General features: G+C 66.6%; 21 protein-coding genes. 17 read left to right on the forward strand and 4 right to left on the reverse strand.

Features of this window, described 5'->3' with window-relative positions; all coding sequences use genetic code 11:
• The first annotated feature begins 1 nt into the window (after position 1).
• From A5663_RS04850 to A5663_RS04870, 5 genes are all read left to right on the forward strand, one after another.
• Positions 2–517: a mycothiol transferase gene (locus A5663_RS04850; RefSeq protein ID WP_068144598.1), complete on the forward strand. Its 516-nt coding sequence runs from the start codon at positions 2–4 to the stop codon at positions 515–517.
• Positions 517–1,056: a phosphoesterase PA-phosphatase gene (locus tag A5663_RS04855; protein WP_068144600.1), complete on the forward strand. Its 540-nt coding sequence runs from the start codon at positions 517–519 to the stop codon at positions 1,054–1,056. The genes A5663_RS04850 and A5663_RS04855 overlap by 1 nt, the downstream gene beginning before the upstream one ends.
• Positions 1,046–1,618, forward strand: coding sequence for a TetR family transcriptional regulator (locus A5663_RS04860; RefSeq protein WP_369816590.1), 573 nt, complete (start codon positions 1,046–1,048; stop codon positions 1,616–1,618). Before A5663_RS04855 ends, A5663_RS04860 begins: the two co-directional genes overlap by 11 nt.
• Positions 1,619–1,695: 77 nt before the next feature.
• On the forward strand, positions 1,696–3,213 hold the full coding sequence (locus A5663_RS04865; protein WP_068144608.1) for an aldehyde dehydrogenase family protein: 1,518 nt from the start codon (positions 1,696–1,698) through the stop codon (positions 3,211–3,213).
• Between the two features lie 81 nt (positions 3,214–3,294).
• Positions 3,295–4,140 (forward strand): hypothetical protein, encoded by an 846-nt coding sequence (locus tag A5663_RS04870; protein ID WP_068144656.1) that lies wholly within the window; start codon positions 3,295–3,297, stop codon positions 4,138–4,140.
• Between the two features lie 19 nt (positions 4,141–4,159).
• Here A5663_RS04870 and A5663_RS04875 read toward each other — a convergent pair whose 3' ends face one another.
• Complete coding sequence (locus A5663_RS04875; RefSeq protein WP_068144610.1) at positions 4,160–5,065, reverse strand: crotonase/enoyl-CoA hydratase family protein; 906 nt, start codon at positions 5,063–5,065, stop codon at positions 4,160–4,162.
• Positions 5,066–5,148: 83 nt separating this feature from the next.
• Here A5663_RS04875 and A5663_RS04880 point away from each other — a divergent pair, with 83 nt between their 5' ends.
• From A5663_RS04880 to A5663_RS04890, 3 genes are all read left to right on the forward strand, one after another.
• Positions 5,149–6,441 (forward strand): cytochrome P450, encoded by a 1,293-nt coding sequence (locus tag A5663_RS04880; protein WP_068144613.1) that lies wholly within the window; start codon positions 5,149–5,151, stop codon positions 6,439–6,441.
• Between the two features lie 65 nt (positions 6,442–6,506).
• Positions 6,507–7,436, forward strand: a complete 930-nt coding sequence (locus tag A5663_RS04885; protein ID WP_068144616.1) for an EfeM/EfeO family lipoprotein — start codon at positions 6,507–6,509, stop codon at positions 7,434–7,436.
• A complete protein-coding gene (locus A5663_RS04890) occupies positions 7,433–8,683 on the forward strand; it encodes a Dyp-type peroxidase (RefSeq protein ID WP_068144618.1) in 1,251 nt (416 codons plus the stop codon). Before A5663_RS04885 ends, A5663_RS04890 begins: the two co-directional genes overlap by 4 nt.
• On the opposite strand, the gene A5663_RS04895 is transcribed toward A5663_RS04890, so the two are convergent.
• Positions 8,676–10,682, reverse strand: coding sequence for a prolyl oligopeptidase family protein (locus A5663_RS04895; RefSeq protein WP_068144620.1), 2,007 nt, complete (start codon positions 10,680–10,682; stop codon positions 8,676–8,678). The genes A5663_RS04890 and A5663_RS04895 overlap by 8 nt on opposite strands.
• A gap of 54 nt (positions 10,683–10,736) precedes the next feature.
• On the opposite strand from A5663_RS04895, the gene A5663_RS04900 reads away from it, so the two are divergent.
• Genes A5663_RS04900 through A5663_RS04925 form a run of 6 tightly spaced genes read left to right on the forward strand, consistent with a single transcriptional unit; the run spans position 10,737 to position 15,226 of the window.
• On the forward strand, positions 10,737–12,260 hold the full coding sequence (locus tag A5663_RS04900; protein WP_068144624.1) for an aldehyde dehydrogenase family protein: 1,524 nt from the start codon (positions 10,737–10,739) through the stop codon (positions 12,258–12,260).
• Positions 12,260–12,748: a DUF779 domain-containing protein gene (locus A5663_RS04905; RefSeq protein ID WP_068144626.1), complete on the forward strand. Its 489-nt coding sequence runs from the start codon at positions 12,260–12,262 to the stop codon at positions 12,746–12,748. The genes A5663_RS04900 and A5663_RS04905 overlap by 1 nt, the downstream gene beginning before the upstream one ends.
• A gap of 36 nt (positions 12,749–12,784) precedes the next feature.
• On the forward strand, positions 12,785–13,063 hold the full coding sequence (locus A5663_RS04910) for a putative holin (protein ID WP_068144628.1): 279 nt from the start codon (positions 12,785–12,787) through the stop codon (positions 13,061–13,063).
• Positions 13,056–13,529 (forward strand): hypothetical protein, encoded by a 474-nt coding sequence (locus tag A5663_RS04915; protein ID WP_068144633.1) that lies wholly within the window; start codon positions 13,056–13,058, stop codon positions 13,527–13,529. Before A5663_RS04910 ends, A5663_RS04915 begins: the two co-directional genes overlap by 8 nt.
• Before the next feature lie 9 nt (positions 13,530–13,538).
• Positions 13,539–14,933 carry a dihydrolipoyl dehydrogenase gene (lpdA, locus tag A5663_RS04920; protein WP_068144635.1) on the forward strand — a complete coding sequence of 465 codons (1,395 nt, stop codon included), beginning with the start codon at positions 13,539–13,541 and terminating at the stop codon, positions 14,931–14,933.
• Between the two features lie 2 nt (positions 14,934–14,935).
• Positions 14,936–15,226: a hypothetical protein gene (locus tag A5663_RS04925; protein WP_068144637.1), complete on the forward strand. Its 291-nt coding sequence runs from the start codon at positions 14,936–14,938 to the stop codon at positions 15,224–15,226.
• Positions 15,227–15,302: 76 nt separating this feature from the next.
• Here A5663_RS04925 and A5663_RS04930 read toward each other — a convergent pair whose 3' ends face one another.
• Complete coding sequence (locus A5663_RS04930; RefSeq protein WP_068144659.1) at positions 15,303–15,854, reverse strand: carboxymuconolactone decarboxylase family protein; 552 nt, start codon at positions 15,852–15,854, stop codon at positions 15,303–15,305.
• A gap of 71 nt (positions 15,855–15,925) precedes the next feature.
• On the opposite strand from A5663_RS04930, the gene A5663_RS04935 reads away from it, so the two are divergent.
• Positions 15,926–18,145, forward strand: a complete 2,220-nt coding sequence (locus tag A5663_RS04935; RefSeq protein WP_068144640.1) for a 6-phosphofructokinase — start codon at positions 15,926–15,928, stop codon at positions 18,143–18,145.
• Positions 18,146–18,153: 8 nt separating this feature from the next.
• Here the strand turns inward: A5663_RS04935 and ramB are convergent, their stop codons facing one another.
• Entirely contained in the window at positions 18,154–19,569 is a 1,416-nt protein-coding gene (ramB, locus tag A5663_RS04940; RefSeq protein ID WP_068144643.1) for an acetate metabolism transcriptional regulator RamB, read from the reverse strand.
• A 151-nt stretch (positions 19,570–19,720) separates the two neighbouring features.
• Here ramB and A5663_RS04945 point away from each other — a divergent pair, with 151 nt between their 5' ends.
• Positions 19,721–20,497, forward strand: coding sequence for an acyl-[acyl-carrier-protein] thioesterase (locus A5663_RS04945; RefSeq protein ID WP_068144661.1), 777 nt, complete (start codon positions 19,721–19,723; stop codon positions 20,495–20,497).
• 258 nt (positions 20,498–20,755) lie between these two features.
• On the forward strand, positions 20,756–21,800 hold a 1,045-nt coding region (gene aceA / locus A5663_RS04950), incomplete at its 3' end, for an isocitrate lyase (RefSeq protein WP_068144646.1).

The following is a 21,800-nucleotide window of genomic DNA, read 5'->3' on the forward strand; positions in this document are numbered from 1 at the left end:
CATGGCTGACTCAGACGCTGCGGCGGTCCGTGAACTGTTACGCGACTCGTTCACCCGGCTCATCGAGCACGTCGATAACCTCACTGACGGTCTGACCGACGAGACGGCCTTCTTCCGCCCCACGCCGACGGCCAACAGCATCGCGTGGCTGGTCTGGCACAGCGCCCGCCAGCAGGACGTCCAGGTCAGCGACATCGCCGGCACCGAGCAGGTGTGGCTGCGCGACGGCTGGGTGGACCGATTCGGTCTCGACCTGCCCCGCGACGACATGGGCTACGGACACAGCCCCGAAGACGTGGGACGGGTTCGCGTGTCGGCCGATCTGCTCGCCGGTTACGCCCACGCGGTACACAAGGCGACGCTCGAATACATCGCCTCGCTGACGGTCGACGAACTGAGCCGCATCGTCGACGAGCGCTGGGATCCGCCGGTGACCGCCAGCGTGCGACTGGTGAGCGTCGTCGACGACGGCGCCCAGCACCTCGGACAGGCGGCGTACCTCCGCGGTATCGCGTGATGCGGGTATGGCCGTGGGTCGGGCTCGCGGCGATGGCGGCGCTCGGCTGGGCGGTCCACAGGTCGTCGACGCCGGTTGACGACTGGTTTCAAGGTTTCCGCCAGACTCCCGTGCGCAGGCTGGCCGTGCTCGCCGACCCGCTGCTCCTGCTCGCCGTGTGGATGGTCGCTTCGGTGGTCGCCGTGGTGCGGCGGTGGTGGCGACTGGCGGCGACGACGGTGGTCGCGCCGTTCGTCGGCTTGGCGCTCGTCAGGCTGCTCAAGCCGGTATTCGCGCGCGAGAAGGGAGGCGGGTTCGCGTATCCGAGCGGACACATCACGACGGCGACGGTCATCATCGGGCTTGCCGTCCTGGCGGTCGGAGCGGCGTGGTGGGCGGTCGCCGGCGCGGTAGCCGCCGTCGGGTTGGCGATGGTCGGCGTGGGGGTGTCGTTCCACTACTTCACCGACGTCGTGGGCGGCGCGCTGCTCGGATCGGCGATCGTCTGCGCAGCGGCCGTCATCGCCCGGCCTGACTTGGTCGGTGGAAATGCCCGATAAGCCGCCGGGCTTGCGCGAGCGAAAGAAACTGCAAACCCGCGCGAGGATCCGGCGTGAAGCGTTCCGGCTGATCCAGGAGAAGGGCTTTCAGGCCACGACGGTCGAACAGATCGCCGCCGCCGCCGACATCTCGCCGCGCACCTTCTCCCGCTACTTCCCGACCAAGGAGGCGGTGCTGATCTCAGATGATCACATCCCGCCGATCGTCGCGGCGTTCGTCGCGGCGCCCGCGGACATGTCGGTCATCGACGCCTACCGGCACGCCGTCGAGACGACGTTCGCCTCGCTCACCGACGAGCAGCGCGAAGAGGCGATCATCGGGCAACGGCTGATGTACTCCGTTCCCGAGGTGGCCGGCCTGCTCTACGCCGAATATGTCCGATTGATCGGTCTGATCGCCGACGCCCTGACGGAGCGCCCGGGGGCGCCGGTCGACCTCCTCGAGCGCCGGGTGCTTGCCGGGGCGATCGTCGGCGTGCTGATCGGCGCGTCCCACGGCACGCCGCTGCCCGGTGACCCCATCTCCGACAGCCTGCACGTGCTCGACCGGATGCTGAACTAGCGCGCCGGCCCGAACGCGACTTGACACCTGTCAACCCCGGTGCGATCTGCGTCACACCGGACGGTTAGCATGGGTTCATGACTGCGACGTCCGACGTTGACCTGCCCGACACCAGCACCATCCACAACCCCGCGACCGGAGCCGCCGCAGGCACGGTGCGCTGGACCGATCCCGCCGACGTGCCCCGGATCGCGACCGGCGTACGCGAGGCGCAGCGGCAGTGGGAGGCGCGCGGCGCCAAGGGGCGTGCCAAGGTGCTGGCGCGCTACGCGATCTGGCTGGGCGAGCACCGCGACGAGATCGAGTCGCTGCTGATCAAGGAGACCGGCAAGTCGGCCGTCGACGCGGCGCAGGAGGTGCCGCTGCTGATCATGATCGCGTCGTACTACATCAAGACGATGGAGAAGGCGCTCGCTCCCGAACGCCGCCCGGCGCCGCTGCCGTTCCTGTCGATCAAGAAGATCGAGGTGCACTACCGGCCCCGCCCGGTCGTCGGAATCATCGCGCCGTGGAACTACCCGGTCGCCAACGCGTTGATGGATGCCTTCGGCGCACTGGCCGCCGGTTGCGCAGTGCTGCTCAAGCCCTCGGAGCGCACACCGCTGACCGCCGAACTGCTGCTGCGCGGCTGGCTGGACTCGGGCGCGCCGGAGGTGCTCGCCCTCGCACAAGGCGCCCGTGAGGTGTCCGAGGCGGTCATCGACAACTCCGACTTCGTCCAGTTCACCGGTTCGAGCGCGACCGGGGCGAAGGTGATGGAGCGCGCCGCGCAGCGGCTCACCCCCGTCAGCCTGGAACTCGGCGGCAAGGATCCGATGCTCGTCCTCGAGGACGCCGACATCGATCTCGCCGCCCACGCCGCGGTATGGGGCGCGTTCTTCAACGCGGGGCAGACCTGTGTGTCGGTGGAGCGGGTCTACGTGCTCGACTCGGTCTACGACAAGTTCGTCGCGGCCGTGGTGCGCGACGTCGAGAAGCTCAAGATGGGTGCGGGTGAGGGCAACGACTTCGGTTCGCTGATCGACGACTCGCAGGTCGCCGTGACCGCCCGGCACGTCGACGACGCGATCGCCAAGGGGGCCAGGGCGCTGACCGGCGGCAAGCAGGGTGCCGGCGCGGGCAGCTTCTACGAGCCGACGGTCCTGGTCGACGTGGACCACTCGATGCTGTGCATGACCGAGGAGACCTTCGGCCCGACGCTTCCGATCATGAAGGTCGCCAGCCTCGACGAGGCGATCCGGCTGGCCAACGACAGCCCGTACGGGTTGAGCGCCGCGGTGTTCTCCAAAGACATGGACCGCGCGAAAGATGTTGCGCTGCAATTGGACTGCGGTGCGGTCAACGTCAACGACGTGATCTCAAACCTGATGTGTACGACGGCGCCGATGGGTGGGTGGAAGACGTCCGGCCTGGGCGCCCGCTTCGGTGCGGCCGAGGGCCTGCGTAAGTACTGTCGCCAGGAGGTCGTGGTGGCGCCGCGCACCAACGTCGGCGCGGGCGGGAACTACTACAACAACTCGCCGAAGGCGCTGAAGCGGATGAACAAGCTGATGACGAAGCTGGCGCTGATCACCCCGAAGCGCGCCGCCAAGTAACGACGCCGTCGAGAGTACGGTTTCTGACGCGATCACTCGCGTTCTGTGTCGAGAGCCGAACTTTCGTTGAGGAGGATGCGCGTGCGGTTGGTGACGACCGTTTTCCTGTGGCTGATCACCACCGCTCTGCTGGCCGTCGCCGTCCCCACGATGTGGGCGCAACGAAACGTGGTCGACGCCAACGGGTATTCGTCGCTCGCCGCATCGGCCGCCGAAGACCCGCAACTCCAGAAAGCCATGGCCGGGGTGCTCACCACGCAGGTGACGTCGCTGCTGTCGGAGAAGGGGTACGACGTCGACAGAACGTTGATCGGCGGGGTCGCGTCGGCCTACACGGCCAACCCGACCTTCCCCGGCCAGTTCGGGCTGGCCAACGCCGTCGGGCACCGGTGGATGTTCACCGACGAGGCTCAACATGTCGACGGAACCGACGAGTGGATCGTCGATCTCGGTCCGATGCTCGCCGACGAGTCGTTCCGTCGGACACTGGGCAACTTCGGAGTCGAGACACCTGAATCGCTTCCCGTTCCGGTGGCGATCTCGGACACGTGGCGACCGGGACAGCTGAAGCAGGCTTCGACGTGGGGACCGTGGATCAGCATCGGCGCGACGATCCTGACCGGCGTGTTCGCGTTGCTGACGCTCGTCGCCGCCCGGCGCCGGGGTAAAGCAATTGTCGCGCTGGGGATTTCGGCGCTGATCGTGGGAGCGGCCGGGTGGGCCGGGCTGGAGGTGGCCCGCCGTGGCGTCGACGACGCGTTGAACCGGCTGGCCGGGGACATCCGCCAGGTCGCCGAGGTGATGGTCAACCATGGCGAAGACAGCCTGCACCACTGGTTCAATATGTGCCTCGCGGCGGGCGGGGTGCTGGTGGTGTTCGGAGTGCTGGTGTCGATGCTGGGCGGATTGCGCCGGCGCGACGTTTAGCCGGGCTGGCTTGATCCCGTCACGGCTCGATGACGTGTGACGGGTCGGGCCGCTTCTCCGGCGGCGCCTGGCTGTAGTCGCCCCACGGTCCGTCGCGTTCTTCGACTGCTCTTCTAACTCCTTGGTGCGCAGCGGTTTCGATGAACGACAACGCGTCGGGAGTGTTTCGCATTAGGCCGTCGAGGATGCCGCCCAACGTCTGGGTCGACGCCAGGCCCATGTTCTCGTAGGCCTGGTTGACGATGAGTTTCTGTGCCTGCAACTGCGACAGCGGTATCCGGGAGAGCTTGCTCGCCACTTCCCTGACGCGCGCCTCGAGATTCGCGAACGGAACGGACTCGTTGATGAGTTCGACTGCGGCGGCTTCCTTTCCGGTCAGCGGTTCACCGGTCAGCGAGTGCCACTTCACCTTCGCCAGGCTCAGCCGGTAGAGCCACATGCCGGTGAGGTAGGCGCCCCACATGCGGGCGTACGGCGTGCCGATCACCGCGTCGTCGCTGGCGATCACGATGTCCGCGCACAGGGCATAGTCACTGGCCCCGCCGACACACCAGCCGTGGACCTGGGCGATGACGGGCTTGGATGCCCGCCAGATCGCCATGAACTTCTGCGTCGGCCCGGTCTCGCGAGCGCTGACCATCGCGAAGTCCTTGCCCGGATCCCAACGGCCGTCGGTGTTCATCGCGTCGCCCCAGTGCGCGAATCCGCCACCGAAGTCGTAGCCGCCGGAGAATGCGCGCCCGGCGCCGCGCAGCACGATCACCTTGATCGCCGGATCGCGTTCTGCCAACCCGATCGCCGTTTCGATCTCGTCGGGCATCGGCGGGACGATGGTGTTGAGGTGGTCGGGGCGGTTCAGGGTGATCGTGGCGATGGGCGATTCGGCGGCGTAGAGCAGAGTCTCGAACTGCGGGGTTGTCGACATGGGTGAAGTTTGGCAGAAGAAGCGCGGGGTAACCCGCAGCGGTGACAAAACGGCTCACCGGAACACGCGCAGCGGCAACGCTGATGGACCTCGGTGCCTCGTCGATCGCAGCGGGTGTCCTCGCGCGGCGGCGGCCCGTCGTCCGCGTGCTCGAGGCGATCCAGGCGGACTCGCGCGCGGTGCAGAGACTGCACAAGTTGCGCAGCGAGTTCGGCTCTGGCCCAGTGGAATTGGTGGTCCCGGGCCGTCGCATGCTGGTGATTCTGGATCCGGAGGATGTCTGTCGCGTACTGGCGGAGGCGCCGACACCGTTCCATCCGGCCAACACCGAGAAGCGGAAAGCGCTGGAATGGTTCCAGCCGCACGGTGTGCTCATCACGCGGGGCCCGATCCGCCAGCAACGGCGTGAGTACAACGAAGCGGCGCTGGACAGCGGGGCTGAGGTCCATCGGCTGGCGGACTCGTTCGTACAGGTGATCGCCGACGAGGCGCGCGAGTTGGCCGGCGATGTGGCGGGGCGCGGGCAGCTGGACTCGGCGCGGTTCATGACGACGTGGTGGCGGATCGTGCGGCGACTGGTGCTCGGTGACCGCGCGCGGGACGACGACGTGATCACCGATGCGCTGATGCGGCTTCGCAAAGCGGGCAACTGGTCGTTTCTGTCGTTGCCGCACTATCGTGCGCGCGCGAAGTTCCTCGAGGGTCTGTACCGCTACGTCGAGGATCCCGCGCCCGGAAGCCTGGCGAGCGTTGTCGCGCAGACACCGTCGAGCGGGGCGGTGGATCCGGTGGGGCAGATGCCGCAGTGGATGTTCGCTTTCGACGCGGCCGGGATGGCCACGGTGCGGGCGTTGGCGTTGCTGGCCACACACCCGGCGCAGCGGGCGCTTGCTCTGGAGGATGCCGTTGAGCCCGAACGGGCTTCGGTGCGGCCGTATCTGCGGGCCTGTGTGCTGGAGTCGGTGCGGCTGTGGCCGACGACGCCGACGATCCTGCGGGACACCACCGAGGACACCCGGTGGTCGGACGGTTCGACGGTGGCGAAGGGCGCGGGACTCATGATCGTCACGCCGGCTTTTCATCGCGATGACGACCTGCTGCCGTTCGCGCATTCGTTCACGCCGCAGATCTGGCTCGACGGCACCGCGCAGACCTATCCGCAGCTGGTGCCGTTCTCGGCGGGGCCGGCAGAGTGCCCGGGCCGCAACCTGGTGTTGCTCGTGACGAGCACGCTGCTGGCGCACCTGCTGAGCACGCTGGAGCTGGAGTTGACGTCCGATCCCAAGTTGTCGCCCGAGCGGCCGCTGCCGATGACGTTGAACCAGTTGACTCTCGAGTTCGGTGTCCGACGGGTAGCCGGTGGTCTGGGAGTTTAGGAGTGCCTAGCCTTGCGTCTGAGCGCAGGTGCTATGTTCAGCCTTTCCTAACTTTCGAGGTGCGAATGAACCGCTATTTTGCCTGGGCCGTGCCCGTCGCCGCGGTCGGTCTGATCCTGTCCGGATGCTCGAATGACAACTCGTCCGGCAACGAGACGTCGACCTCCGCGAGCGGATCGACCACCCAGACCAGCGCCGCGGCCGCCGTCGACCCGGCGATCCTCGACAAGGCGGCGGCCGACTACAAGGGCTACGCGCAAAGCAACATCGACGAGCTGCAACGCGTCGTCAAGGTGTTCACCGACGCCGTCCGCGCCGGCGACCTGAAAGCCGCCCAGGACGCGTTTGCCCCCTCGCGGCAGCCATGGGAACGCATCGAGCCGATCGCCGAGCTGGTCGCCGAGACCGACCGCAAGATCGATGCGCGAGTGGACGACTTCGCCGGTCCCGACGATCCCAAGTTCACCGGCTGGCACCGCCTCGAGTACCTGTTGTTCGAGAAGAACACCACCGACGGCGGTGCACCGTTCGCCGACCAGCTCGACAAGGACGTCGCCGACCTGAAGGCGAAGTTCCCGTCGGTTCAGGTGAAGCCGATCGACGTCGCCAACGGCGCCGCCGAACTGATCGAAGAGGTGTCGCAGGGCAAGATCACCGGCGAAGAGGACCGCTACGCCAAGACCGACCTGTGGGACTTCGACGCCAACCTGCAGGGCGCCCGCGATGCCATCGGCAAGCTGAATCCCGCTCTGGTACAGGCTGATCCGGCTCTGCTGGGCAAGATCGAGGCCGGCATCAACTCGGTCTTCGAGACCTTGGCGCCGCTGCGTCGCGGTGACGGCTGGGTGTTGTTCTGCACCGCGAACGATCCCTACCCGTCGGCGCGCTGCCCTCAAGTCACCGTGACACCGGACGTCATCGACAAGCTGAAGGCCGAGCTCGCCGGGCTGTCGGAGAACCTGTCGCAGGTGTCTGGAGTGTTGAAGCTGCAGTGACCGAAGGCTGCTCGGGCCTTTCGCGCCGAGGCTTCATCACCGGCGCGCTCGGCGCTGGTGCCGCAGTGGGCGGGGGTGGTGCTGCCCTCGTCGGATGCTCGTCGCCGGAGCCGGGGCCGCCCGCGGCGGCGTTCGTCCCGTTCGAAGGGCCGCACCAGACCGGAATCACCGCCCTGCCCATACCGGAACAGGGCTTGGTCGCATCGTTCAACCTGCTGTCGAAAGACCGTGAGGGGCTTCGGCGCACCCTGAAGGAGCTCACCGAAGAGATCCGGGGCCTGATGGCCGGCAAGCCACCCGAGTCCCGTGATCCGCAGTATCCGCCCGTCGACTCGGGAATCCTGGGCGAGCAGCCGCCCGCCGACAACCTGTCGATAGTCGTCGGGGTCGGCGCTTCCCTCTTCGACGACCGATTCGGCCTGGCCGACCGCAAACCCAAGGAACTGGTCACCATGCCGTTCCTGGCCAATGACCGCTTGGATCCCAAGCTGTCCCACGGCGATTTGTCGATCATCATCGAAGCCGGCCACAACGACACCGTGATATTCGCCTTGCGGCAGCTGATGCGGCGCACCCGCAGCGATATGGTCCTGCGCTGGATGATCGACGGGTACGCCAGGGGCATCGGCGCCGGTCAGGCCTCAGAAGCTGCCACGCCGCGAAACCTGTTGGGGTTCAAGGACGGAACGGCGAACCCCGATGTCGACGACCAGGCCGTCATGGATCGCCATGTCTGGGTGGGGGCGCAGGACGGTGAACCGGAATGGGCGGTCGGCGGTTCTTACCAGGCGATCCGCATCATCCGCATGTTCGTCGAGTTCTGGGATCGCACGCAGCTCGTCGAGCAGGAGAATCTCATCGGGCGCAACAAGGTCAGCGGCGCACCGCTCGGGCTCACCGGCGAGTTCACCGACCCGGACTACGCAGCAGACCCCGACGGCAAGCGTATTCCGCTCACCGCCCACATCCGGTTGGCCAACCCGCGCACCCCAGAAACCGACGAAAACATCATCCTGCGAAGGGGTTTCAACTATTCGCGCGGATTCGACGGCGCGGGCCGGCTGGACCAGGGACTTGCGTTCGTCGCCTACCAGCGCAGCCTCGAAAAGGGCTTCCTCGCCGTTTCCAAGCGGCTCAAGGGCGAACCGCTCGAGGAGTACATCCTGCCGGTCGGCGGGGGCTTCTTCTTCATCCTGCCCGGCGTCAGCGGTCACGACCGCTACCTCGGCGACCAGTTGGTCAACTGAGTACGGACCACAGGAACTCGTAGATCAACGCGGACCGGAACGCGGTCTGCGCGTTGTCCGCCGCCCCGGCGTGGCCGCCCTCGATGTTCTCGTAGTAGTGCACCGGTTGCCCGGCCTCTTCCAGCGCCGCCGTCATCTTGCGCGCATGACCCGGGTGCACGCGGTCGTCGCGCGTCGAGGTGGTGATCAACACCGGCGGGTACTTCCGGTCAGCTGAGATGTTCTGGTACGGAGAATATTTCGCGATGAACTCCCAGTCGTCGGGGTTGTCGGGATCGCCGTACTCGGCCATCCACGACGCGCCCGCCAGCAGGAGATGAAACCGCCGCATGTCCAGCAGCGGCACGCTGCACACCAGCGCGCCGAACAGGTCTGGGTACCGCGTGAGCATCACGCCCATCAGCAGGCCGCCGTTGCTGCCGCCCTGCGCGCCGAGCTGGTCCACCGTCGTGATGCCGCGCGCGACGAGATCTGCTGCGACAGCGGCGAAGTCCTCGTAGACCAGGTGCCGGTTCTCCCGCATGGCCTGCGTATGCCACGTCGGACCGTATTCACCGCCGCCGCGGATGTTCGCCAGCACGAACGTCCCGCCGCGACTCAACCACAGCCTGCCGAGCACACCGCCGTAGCTCGGGGTATTCGCGACCTCGAAGCCGCCGTAGCCGCTCAGCAGCGTCGGGCCCGGCGCCTGGTTGTGCCGATGCCCCACAACGAAGTACGGGATCATGGTGCCGTCAGCCGATGCGACGAAATGCTGGCTGACGTCGAGGTCGGCGGCGTCGAAGAACGACGGCGCACGCTTGACCTCGGTGACCTCCCCGTCGGCCTGGCCCCACAACAGCCGCGACGGGGTCTCGAAGCCACTCGCATCGACGAAGATCTCGTCGCCGTACTCGTCCACGTCGACCAGCACGGCGTTGGTGTTCGCCGGGATCCCCGGAATCGGGGCGCGCTCCCACGTCCCCGGCGTCACGACCTCGACGCGACTGATCACGTCGACGAGCGTGACGAGCACCAGGCGGTCCCGCGTCCACGCGTAGTTCTCCAGGCTGGAATGCGCATCGGGTTCGAACACCACATGCAATTCCGCTGTGCTGCTGAGGTATTCGGCGTAGTCAGCGGCCAACAGTGAACCCGCCCGATATGTCGTCGGCCCTACTGACCAGTCGGTGCGCGGCCTGATCAGCAACCACTCACGGTGCACCGAGATACCGGCATCGGTCGGCACGTCGATCTCGATGAGCGTGTCTCCGCGCAACTCGTAGCGGTACCGGTTGAAGAAGTCGAACGACCTGGTGATCAGCAACCGCTCGAAGCCCGGCGTCGTGTCATAGCCGCATCCCACGCTGACGTCGGTCGTCTCGCCCTCGAACAGGGTCGGCGCCTGGGTGAGCGGTTGCCCCCGCCGCCAGCGCTTGACGACCCGCGGATAGCCGGAATCGGTCAGCGAACCGGGCCCGAAATCCGTTCCCACCAGGACCGTGTCGCGGTCCTGCCATGTCACGCTCGACTTCGCCTCCGGCAGTTCGAAGCCGTCGCTGACGAACTGCCTTGTGTTCATGTCGAATTCGCGCACCACCGTGGCGTCGGCGCCGCCGCGGGACAGTTCGATCAGCGCGAGCGAGAAGTCCGGCTCGAGCACCTCTGCACCCGCCCACACCCAGTTCACGTCGTCGATGTGGGCCAGCTCGTCGATGTCGAGGAGCACGTCCCAGTCCGGTTCCTCGGCCCGGTAACTCGCCAGCGTCGTACGGCGCCACAACCCGCGAGGGTTGTCCGCATCGCGCCAGAAGTTGTACAGGTACTCGCCACGCCTGCGCACATAAGGGATGCGCGCGTCGGTGTCCAGCACCTCCAGCGCCTCGCTTCGCATCTGCTCGAACCGGTCACCGCCGAACCGCGCGATGGTCGGCTCGTTGTGCGTGCGCACCCAGTCCAGTGCGTCGTCGCCGCTGATGTCTTCGAGCCAGAGGTAGGGGTCGGAACTCACGGGAACCATTGTGGCGGTCGGGCGTAGTGTGAGCTCGGTTACACCGTTTGAGGGAGGGTCGTGATGACTGTTTACACCCGGCCAGGGTCCGCGGACGCGTTGATGTCGTACGAATCGCGGTACGGCAACTTCATCGGTGGCGAGTGGGTGCCGCCGGCTTCGGGCGAGTACTTCGAGAACCCGACGCCAGTGACAGGCCAGCCGTTCTGCGAGGTGCCGCGGTCCAACGAGACCGACATAGACAAAGCGCTGGACGCCGCACACGGCGCCGCCACCGCGTGGGGCAAGACGTCGCCCGGCGAGCGTGCCAACATCCTGAACAAGATCGCCGACCGCATCGAGGAGAACCTCGAGTCGCTGGCACTGGCCGAATCCTGGGACAACGGCAAGCCGATCCGCGAGACACTCAACGCCGACATCCCGTTGGCAGTGGACCACTTTCGCTACTTCGCCGGCGCGATCCGCGCGCAGGAAGGCTCACTGTCCCAGATCGACGAGGACACCGTCGCGTATCACTTCCACGAACCGCTCGGCGTCGTCGGCCAGATCATCCCGTGGAACTTCCCGATACTGATGGCGACGTGGAAGCTCGCACCGGCGCTGGCGGCGGGCAACGCCGTCGTGCTCAAGCCTGCCGAGCAGACGCCCGCGTCGATCCTGTACCTGATCAGCCTGATCGGCGACCTGCTGCCCGCCGGCGTGGTCAACGTCGTCAACGGGTTCGGGTTCGAGGCGGGCAAGCCGCTGGCGTCCAGTGACCGCATCGCCAAGATCGCGTTCACCGGCGAGACCACCACCGGCCGGCTGATCATGCAGTACGCCTCGCAGAACCTGATCCCGGTCACGCTGGAACTCGGCGGCAAGAGCCCGAACATCTTCTTCTCCGACGTGCTGGCCGCCGCCGACGACTACCAGGACAAGGCGCTCGAGGGCTTCACGATGTTCGCGCTCAACCAGGGCGAGGTGTGCACGTGCCCGTCGCGCAGCCTCGTCCAGGCCGACATCTACGACGAGTTCCTCGAGCTGGCCGCGATCCGCACCAAGGCCGTCCGCCAGGGCGATCCGCTGGACACCGAGACGATGATCGGTTCGCAGGCGTCCAACGACCAGCTGGAGAAGGTGTTGTCCTACATCGCGATCGGCAGGGACGAGGGCGCACGCGTCGTCACCGGTGGCGAGCGCGCCGAACTCGGCGGTGACCTCAATGGCGGGTACTACGTGCAGCCGACGATCTTCGCAGGCGACAACAAGATGCGGGTCTTTCAGGAGGAGATCTTCGGACCGGTCGTCGCGGTGACGTCGTTCAGCGACTACGACGACGCGATCGCCATCGCCAACGACACGCTCTACGGCCTGGGGGCGGGCGTATGGTCGCGCAACGGCAACGTCGCCTACCGTGCCGGCCGCGACATCAAGGCGGGCCGGGTGTGGACGAACTGCTACCACATGTATCCGGCGCATGCGGCGTTCGGCGGATACAAGCAGTCCGGCATCGGCCGCGAGAACCACAAGATGATGCTCGACCACTACCAGCAGACCAAGAACCTGCTGGTGTCCTACAGCAACAAGGCGCAGGGCTTCTTCTGATGGCCGGCGCGCCGCACCGCGCGCTGATCACCCGGGCCGCCGCCGACCTGCTGGCCAGGCTGCAGGACCGCCACGGCGCGCTGATGTTCCATCAGTCCGGCGGCTGCTGCGACGGTTCCTCGCCGATGTGCTACCCCGACGGCGAGTTCGTCGTCGGCGACCGCGACGTGCTGCTTGCCGTTCTGGACGTGGGCGGCGGCGTGCCGGTGTGGATCTCCGGGCCGCAGTTCGACGCGTGGAAGCACACCCAACTGGTGATCGACGTCGTCCCCGGGCGAGGTGGCGGGTTCAGCGTCGAAGCGCCCGAGGGGCTGCGGTTCCTGAGCCGTGGCCGGGCATTCACCGACGTCGAGAACCGGTTGCTGGCCGAACAGGCGCCGATCACCGGTTCGGCGTTCGAACGCGGTGAGCGCCCGCCACCGGGCGACACGCACATCGTCGTTGATGCAATCGATGCCTGTCCGATACCTGACGCGCCGGGCGGCTGACGGTTCGTCGGCACGAATTTACGTAACCTCGTAACCGTGATCCCCCTACCTCGGGCGTGGTTGCTGACGAGCGCACTGCTGGTCGGCGCGGCTGTGGGGCTGATCCTCGGTATCGCCTCGACGCTGGTGATCCACGCGGGCCTTCGCCCCGACGTCGTCATCGCGCTTGTCGTCGGCATACCCGGCAGCGTGGGCATGCTGACGATCCTGCTGTCCGGCCGGAGATGGGTGACGACGCTGGGCGCGTTCGTGCTCGCGATCGCGCCCGGTTGGTTCGGCGTGCTGGTGGCGATCGAGGTGGTGCACGGTGCCTGAGACGACCGACACGCTGGCCGGCGACCCGACCCAGCCGTACACGCCGACGTTCCACACCGACGAGTTCGAGGCGCCGGTGCTGCCGGCCGTCGTCGAGGAAGTCCCTCCCGTCCCTGCGCATCCGGTGGCGGTGCCGGGTAACTACCAGTACCTCAAACGGTGGGTGTTCGCGCTCGTCGTCGCGGGCGTGTGGGCGCTGTCCGCGGTTGCGGGCTGGGCGCTGTATCACTGGTGGTACCACTCGATCGACAAGACGGCACCGGTGTTCGTGGTGCTCGTGTTCGTGGTCTGCTCGACGGTCGGCGGCCTGTTGCTCGCCATGGTGCCGACCAGGCCGGTGATCTCGGCACTGGCGATCGCGCTCATGTCGGCGCCGTTGGCGGCGGTGGCCGGCGCGGCGGTGCTGCACGGCCTCTACTTCTGTGAATGGGCAAGTCGCTGTTTCGCGGGGCTCATCCCTTACTAGGGTGGGGGCGTGACCCACTATGACGTCGTCGTTCTCGGAGCAGGCCCAGGCGGATACGTCGCGGCCATCCGAGCCGCCCAGCTCGGACTGAACACCGCCATCGTCGAGCCCAAGTACTGGGGCGGCGTCTGTCTCAATGTCGGGTGCATCCCGTCGAAGGCGCTGCTGCGCAACGCCGAACTCGCGCACATCTTCACCAAGGAGGCCAAGCAGTTCGGCATCAGCGGGGAGGCGACGTTCGACTACGGCGTCGCGTTCGACCGCAGCCGCAAGGTCGCCGAGGGCCGCGTCGCGGGCGTGCACTACCTGATGAAGAAGAACAAGATCACCGAGATCCAGGGGTACGGCAAGTTCAAAGACGAGCACACGCTCGAGGTCGACCTCAACGAGGGCGGAACCGAAACGGTCGAGTTCGACAACATCATCATCGCCACGGGCAGCAGCACGCGACTGGTGCCCGACACGTCGCTCTCGGAGAACGTGGTCACGTACGAGAAGCTCATCATGACGCGCGAGCTGCCGAAGTCCATCGTGATCGCCGGTGCCGGCGCGATCGGCATGGAGTTCGGCTACGTGCTGGCCAATTACGGCGTCGACGTCACGATCGTCGAGTTCCTGCCGCGTGCGCTGCCCAACGAGGACGCCGAGGTCTCCAAGGAGATCGAGAAGCAGTTCAAGAAGCTGGGCGTCAAGGTGATGACGGGCACGAAGGTGGAGTCGATCAAGGATGACGGCGACGAGGTCACCGTCACCGTCAGCAAGGACGGCAAGTCGCAGGAGATCAAAGCCGAGAAGGTCTTGCAGGCAATCGGTTTCGCGCCGAATCTCGAGGGTTACGGGCTGGACAACACCGGCGTCACCATCACCGAGCGCAAAGCCATCGACATCGACGACTACATGCGCACCAGCGTGCCGCACATCTACGCGATCGGCGACGTCACCGGCAAGTTGCAACTGGCGCACGTCGCCGAGGCGCAGGGTGTGATCGCGGCCGAAACCATCGCGGGGGCAGAGACTTTGCCGCTCGGCGACTACCGGATGCTGCCGCGCGCGACGTTCTGCCAGCCGCAGGTGGCCAGCTTCGGGCTCACCGAGGAGCAGGCCAAGGAAGAGGGTTACGACGTCAAGGTCGCGAAGTTCCCGTTCACCGCGAACGCCAAGGCGCACGGCGCCGGTGACCCGAGCGGCTTCGTCAAGCTGATCGCCGACGGCAAGTACGGCGAGCTGATCGGCGGCCACCTCATCGGCCACGACGTCTCCGAACTGCTGCCGGAGCTGACCCTGGCGCAGAAGTGGGATCTGACCGCCACCGAGTTGGCCCGCAATGTGCACACGCACCCGACGATGTCCGAGGCCCTGCAGGAGTGCTTCCACGGGTTGATCGGCCACATGATCAACTTCTGACCGTGGTCGAGACAGCGAGCACAGTCAGAGCGCTCTGGGTCGCCGGCATCGGCGGGCTGGTGGTCGGCCACGTGCTGTGGTTGGCCGGCATCTCGTTTGCCACCTCGACCGACGACGTCAGCACGTGGGTGCTCGTCGTGGCCGCGCTCTCGTTCGTCCTGGGCGCGGCGGCGGCCTGGCTGGGACGACGGTCCTATCAGCGCAAGGCCGAGGTGTGGGCCGCGTTCCTGTGGGCGCTGCCCGTCGCACCGGTGCTGCTGTCGCTGATCGTGCTCGGGATCACGTACCTCTAAACCGGCTCAACGCTTATCTGGTTGATCACCTTCACGATGTGCGTGCAATCAACCAGATAACAGCGCGGCGGCCACGTTAATCCGGAAAATCAAGCGGCACTTTCAAAGTGGTGATCGTGGCGGCCAGCCCATCGTACTGCGCGGCGAGCATGCAGAACTCGATCAGCTGCGGCTTGGTGAGATGCCTGGCCAGCGTCGCCCATGTCTGCGCCGAGACGCCGCGGGTGACGACGAACTCGTCGGTGGCGGTGATCAACGCGCGCTGCCGATCGGTCAGCCCCTCGGCGTCGGGCCCCTCGAAGATCTTCTTCTGCATGTCCGGGCCGATGCCGCGGGTGCGGGCCAGCCGGCGATGCTGCTGCAGTTCGTATTCACAGTCGCGCAGGTGCCCCACGCGCAGGATGACGGTCTCGGCGTCGCGCACCGGCAACTTGCTCATCAGCCCGAGCAGCACCCCGCTGTAGGGCAGCCATGCCAGGAACAGAAGCCGGTGCTGGCCAAGCACATTGAAGAGGCTGAAGCGGGGTGCCCGGATGGTCCGCGCGCCCAGCTTGGCGATGGTCCAGTTGAGGGGGCCCAGTTCCTTGAAGCCACCCGGCGCGATGCGTGCCGACTCGAGTTCGCTCACCACAGCGAGTCTATCCGGCACGGATATACGGTTGATCCTGACCAGCAAGACGAAAGGCCGGCTCGCCCGAGATGTCTGAGAACCAGTGCGCACCATCCAGTATCGGGGTATTCACCAGCGGTGGTGACGCGGCGGGGATGAACGCCGCAGTGCGCGCGGTCATCCGCACGGCCGAACACCGCGGCATCGACGTCTATGCCATTCACGAGGGATACCACGGCCTGGTCGAAGGTGGTGACTTCATCCGGCGAGTGGAGGGTGCCTACGCCGACTCCTTCCTGCACAAGGGCGGGACGACGATCGGCACGGCGAGGTCTGACCGGTTCAGGACGCGCGACGGGCGTCGGACAGCGGCCCGCAACATCGTGGAGCACGGCATCGACGCGCTCGTCGTGATCGGCGGTGACGGCAGCCTCGCCGGCGCCAACGTGTTCCGCGAGGAGTGGTCCGAGTTGCTCGCCGAACTCGTCGACGCCGGCGAGATCACCCAGGAACTCGCCGACGAGCACCCGTTCCTGCGCCTGGTCGGTCTCGTCGGATCCATCGACAACGACATGTCCGGCACCGACATGACGATTGGCGCTGACACGGCGCTGCACCGAATCGTCGAAGCCCTGGATTCCCTGCACAGCACCGCGGCCAGCCACCAGCGCACCTTCGTCGTCGAAGTCATGGGACGCCAATGCGGATACCTCGCGCTGATGTCATCGCTGGCCACCGCGGCCAACTGGGTGCTGATCCCCGAGAGACCACCTGCCAAGGGCTGGGCCCAGCAGATGTGCCGCGACATCAAAGCGGGACGCGACATCGGCCGCCGGCAGAGCGTGGTCGTCGTCGCGGAGGGCGCCCAGGACCAGGAGGGCAACCCGATCACCGCCAGCCAGGTCAGAAAGATCCTCGAGGACGGTCTGGGCGAGGACACGAGGATCACGATCCTCGGCCACGTACAACGCGGCGGTGCCCCGAGCGCCTTCGACAGGTTCCTGGCCACGCTGCTCGGCCATGCTGCCGTCGAGCAACTGCTCGCGGCCGGCCGGCAGGCGACCCCGCAGCTGATCGGGTTGCGCGGACACCGTGTGGTCACCTCGCCGCTGATGGAGTGTGTCGCGCGGACCCAAGAAGTTGGCGAGCGCATCAAGGCGCGCGACTTCGACGGGGCAATGCTGTTGCGTGGGGGCAGCTTCCGTCAGTCCTACAACATCGTGCAGACCATTCAGCAGGCAGCGCCGCGACCAACGCCGGCGGCCCGGCGACGATTCCGGATCGCCGTAGTCCATGGCGGCGGGCTGTCACCGGGCATGAACACCGCGGTGCGCGCCGCGGTGCGGCTCGGGCTGGACCGCGGCTACACCGTGCTCGCGGTCAAGAACGGATTCCGCGGACTTCGCATGGGCGAGATCCAGGAGATGGCTTGGATGGACGTCAGCGGCTGGGTGTCCCAGGGGGGAGCCGAGATCGGCACCAACAGGTATGTGCCCAGCGGCGCTGCGATAGCGCAGATCGGCGAGCAGGTCGCGGCGCACCGGATCGACGGGCTGCTGATGGCCGGCGGCTGGGACGGTTATAAGGCCGCTCACGAACTGCACCGCCACCGGCGGCAGTATCCGGCTCTCGACATTCCCATCGTCTGCATGCCGATGACGATCAACAACGACGTCCCGGGCACCGAATTGAGCATCGGCAGTGACACGGCGCTGAACAGCATCGTGGCCGACATCGACAAGATCCGGCAGTCCGCGGTCGCCTCGCGCCGGGTGTTCGTCGTCGAGGTCATGGGTCGCGCATGTGGTTACCTGGCGTTGGTCAGCGGGTTGGCCACCGGAGCCAAACGCATCTACCTGCCCGAGGAGGGCATCACGCTGGATGACCTCATGGCGGACATCGCGACGTTCGCAGAGGGTTTCCGTTCCGGGACACGCCTGGGCCTCATCGTCCGCAGCGAACACGCCGACCCCGTCTACACGACCGCGTTCATCACGTCGCTCTTTCAGAAGGAGGGCGGGAACCTCTTCGACGCCCGCCAGGCGATCTTCGGCCACCTCCAGGAAGGCGGCGACCCGACGCCGTTCGACCGCATACATGCCACGAGCCTGACCGCGCACTGCATCGAATTCCTCTCAGAGCAACTCGAATCCGGCAGCCGCGCCAGCGCAATGGTCGGATTCCAGTCGGGGCGGCTGCAGTTCACCGACCTGACGTCTTACCCGGCCCTCGTCGACGAAGATGCTCGCCGGCCCGTCGAGCAACGCTGGATGGACCACCGCGGCCTGGCGACGATAATGCGCGCGTAGTCGTCGCGCTAAGGCTGCTTGACCAGATAGGGCGAGACGGTACTGCGGTGCTCGTCGATGTCGAGCGCGCGACCGAGCGCGGGAAAGGCGCGCTGCGGGCACTTGTCCCGCTCGCAGACCCGGCACCCCGCGCCGATGGGCGTCGACACCTCACCGGAGAGGTCAAGGCCCTCGGAATACACCAGCCGGTGGGCATGCCTTAGCTCGCAGCCCAGGCCGATCGCGAACGCCTTGCCCGGCTGCCCGTAGCGTTGTGTGCGGCGCTCCACCGTGCGCGCCACCCACATGTAGTTGCGCCCGTCGGGCATCTGTGCGATCTGCACCATGATCTTGCCGGGATAGGCGAACGTCTCGTACACGTTCCACAGCGGACAGGTGCCGCCGCTGGACGAGAAGTGAAAGCCCGTGGCCGACTGGCGTTTCGACATGTTTCCCGCGCGGTCGACGCGGACGAACGACAGCGGGACGCCGCGCATCGACGGTCGCTGCAAGGTGGAGAGCCGATGGGCGATGGTCTCGAAGCTGACCGAGTAGAACGCCGAGAGCCGCTCGACGTCGTAGCGGAAGCTCTCGGCGACACCGTGAAACTGGGCGTACGGCAACACCGTTGCGGCCGCGAAGTAGTTGGCCAACCCCAGCCGCGCCAACCGCGTCGACTCCTCGCTGGTGAACTTGCCGTCGTCGACGAGCTTGTCGATGAGGTCGCCGAACTCGAGGTAGGCCAGCTCCGTGGCCATCTTGAACACCGTCTGCCCCGACGACAGGTGGTTGTTGATCTCCAGCGTCTTCGTCGCCGGGTCGTATCGGTGCAGCACCGACTCGCCGAGGTCGATGCGGCGGGAGATGCGTACGCCGTGCACCATCGTCAACCGGTCCGACAGCTGGCGGCCCAACTCGGAGCGGTGCATGCGCATCCGGATCGTGAGGTCTTCGGCGGCGGTGTCGAGCTCGTGCAGATAGTTCTGCCGTTGATAGAAGTAGTCGCGCACCTCCTCGTGCGGCATGGTGATCGCGCCGCTTCCGGAGCCGTCGGAGAACCGGTCCTCGGTGGCGGCCGCCAACTGGGTGTTCGTCAACTGGTATCGGCGGTGCAGGTTGACCATCGCGCGGGCGAGGTTCGGGTGCGCGGCCACCATGTCGGCGATCTCGCCGAGTTCGATGTCGATGTCGAGGTCGCGGTCCAGCGTGACCTCGCGCAGCTCGGCCACCAGGCGGGTGTCGTCCTGCGAGGCGAAGAACGTCGCGTCGACGCCGAACATCTCCGTGATGCGCAAGAGCACGGCAACGGTCAGCGGCCGCACGTCGTGCTCGATCTGGTTGAGGTAGCTCGGCGAGATCTCCAGCAACTGGGCCAGCGCCGCCTGGCTGAACCCACGCTCGGTGCGAAGTTGCCGAACCCGCGCGCCGACATACGTTTTCGCCATGATCAGCCAGCCTAGCCGGGACTAGCACGGTTGCGAAGTCCGTCTTTGCATTGTTGGCAGGCCGCCGTCGGGGCTGCGTGTGGCAGGATCGGCCCTCGTGAGCACCAAGGGGGATCCCGGAACACGGCCGGCGCAGGGCCTCTTCAAGTCGATGATGCCCGTGCCCGATCCCCACCCCGACGTCTTCGACATCGAGTGGCCGCTGCGGGTCGCCGACGTGGACCGGGAGGGCCGGCTCAAGTTCGACGCCGCCACCCGGCACATCCAGGACATCGGCTCGGACCAGCTGCGTGAGATGGGCTTCCAGGAGACGCACCCGCTGTGGATCGTGCGTCGCACGATGATCGACATGATCCGGCCGATCGAGTTCCAGGACATGCTCCGGTTGCGGCGCTGGTGCTCGGGCACGTCGAACCGGTGGTGCGAGATGCGGGTGCGCATCGACGGCCGCAAGGGCGGCCTCATCGAGTCCGAGGCGTTCTGGATCAACATCAACCGCGAGACTCAGGGCCCGGCGCGGATCGCCGACGACTTCCTCGAGGGGTTGCGGCGGACGACCGAGGTGGACCGGCTGCGCTGGAAGGCTTACCTGTCGGCGGGCAGCCGCGAGGACGCCGACGAGATCCGCGACTACCCGGTCCGGGTCAGCGACATCGACATCTTCGACCACATGAACAACTCGGTCTACTGGTCGGTGGTCGAGGACTACCTGCACCACCACCCGGAGCTGACGCACCTTCCGCTGCGGGTGACGATCGAACACGACGCCGCCGTCGCACTCGGCGACAAGATGGAGATCCTCAGCCACGTGCATCCGCCGGGGTCGACCGACAAATTCGGCCCGGAGCTGTCGGACCGCACTGTTACAACGCTCACATACGCGGTCGGAGACGAGACGAAAGCCGTCGCCTCGATCTTCACTCTGTGACCCCGTCCGTTTAACAGTACGAGCGTACTGACCTGCGAAAATCCCTTACCTGTCGGTAACTTCTGAACCGGTCAAGCACTTCGCGAGCTTCGCAAGATTCACAATTGCGCCGGCATCGTTGGCGAAAATTGGCAACTGAAACGGCTGGACCTGCGCTAACAGCGTGGGGCATCCTCGTAGTAGTGCAGCCATTCAGGCGTTAACAAGCCGGGTCCGCCGGCAGCGCCGCAGCCGAAGTGAACAGATCGAAGGAGCACCATGTCAACCGTTGGCAAGCCGAAGAGCGCCGAGGCGATCCAGAAAGATTGGGACACCAATCCCCGTTGGAAGGGCGTCACCCGCGAGTACACCGCCGAAGACGTCGTCGCGCTGCAGGGCAGCGTCGTCGAGGAGCAGACGCTCGCGCGCCGCGGCGCCGAGGTGCTGTGGAACCAGCTGCACGACATGGAGTTCGTCAACGCGCTCGGTGCGCTGACCGGCAACATGGCCGTCCAGCAGGTCCGCGCCGGCCTGAAGGCCATCTACCTGTCCGGTTGGCAGGTCGCCGGTGACGCAAACCTGTCCGGTCACACCTACCCCGACCAGAGCCTCTACCCGGCCAACTCGGTTCCCCAGGTCGTCCGTCGCATCAACAACGCGCTGCTGCGCGCCGACGAGATCGCCAAGGTCGAGGGCGACACCTCGGTGGAGAACTGGCTGGTGCCGATCGTCGCCGACGGTGAGGCCGGTTTCGGCGGTGCCCTCAACGTCTACGAGCTGCAGAAGGCCATGATCGCCGCTGGCGTCGCCGGGTCGCATTGGGAGGACCAGCTGGCGTCGGAGAAGAAGTGCGGCCACCTCGGTGGCAAGGTGCTCATCCCGACCCAGCAGCATGTCCGCACCCTGACCTCGGCCCGCCTGGCGGCCGACGTCGCCGACGTCCCCACCGTGGTGATCGCCCGCACGGACGCCGAGGCGGCCACGCTGATCACCTCCGACGTCGACGAGCGCGACCAGCCGTTCATCACCGGTGAGCGGACCAAGGAAGGCTTCTACCGCGTGAAGAACGGCATCGAGCCGTGCATCGCGCGCGCCAAGGCCTACGCGCCGTACGCCGACCTGATCTGGATGGAGACCGGCACCCCGGACCTGGAGCTGGCCCGCAAGTTCGCCGAGGGCGTGCAGGCCGAGTTCCCGGACCAGATGCTGGCTTACAACTGCTCGCCGTCGTTCAACTGGAAGAAGCACCTCGACGACGCGACGATCGCGAAGTTCCAGAAGGAGCTGGGCGCGATGGGCTTCAAGTTCCAGTTCATCACGCTGG

The sequence above is a fragment of the Mycobacterium sp. E740 genome, from assembly GCF_001672895.1.
In the GTDB taxonomy this organism is placed as follows: domain Bacteria; phylum Actinomycetota; class Actinomycetes; order Mycobacteriales; family Mycobacteriaceae; genus Mycobacterium.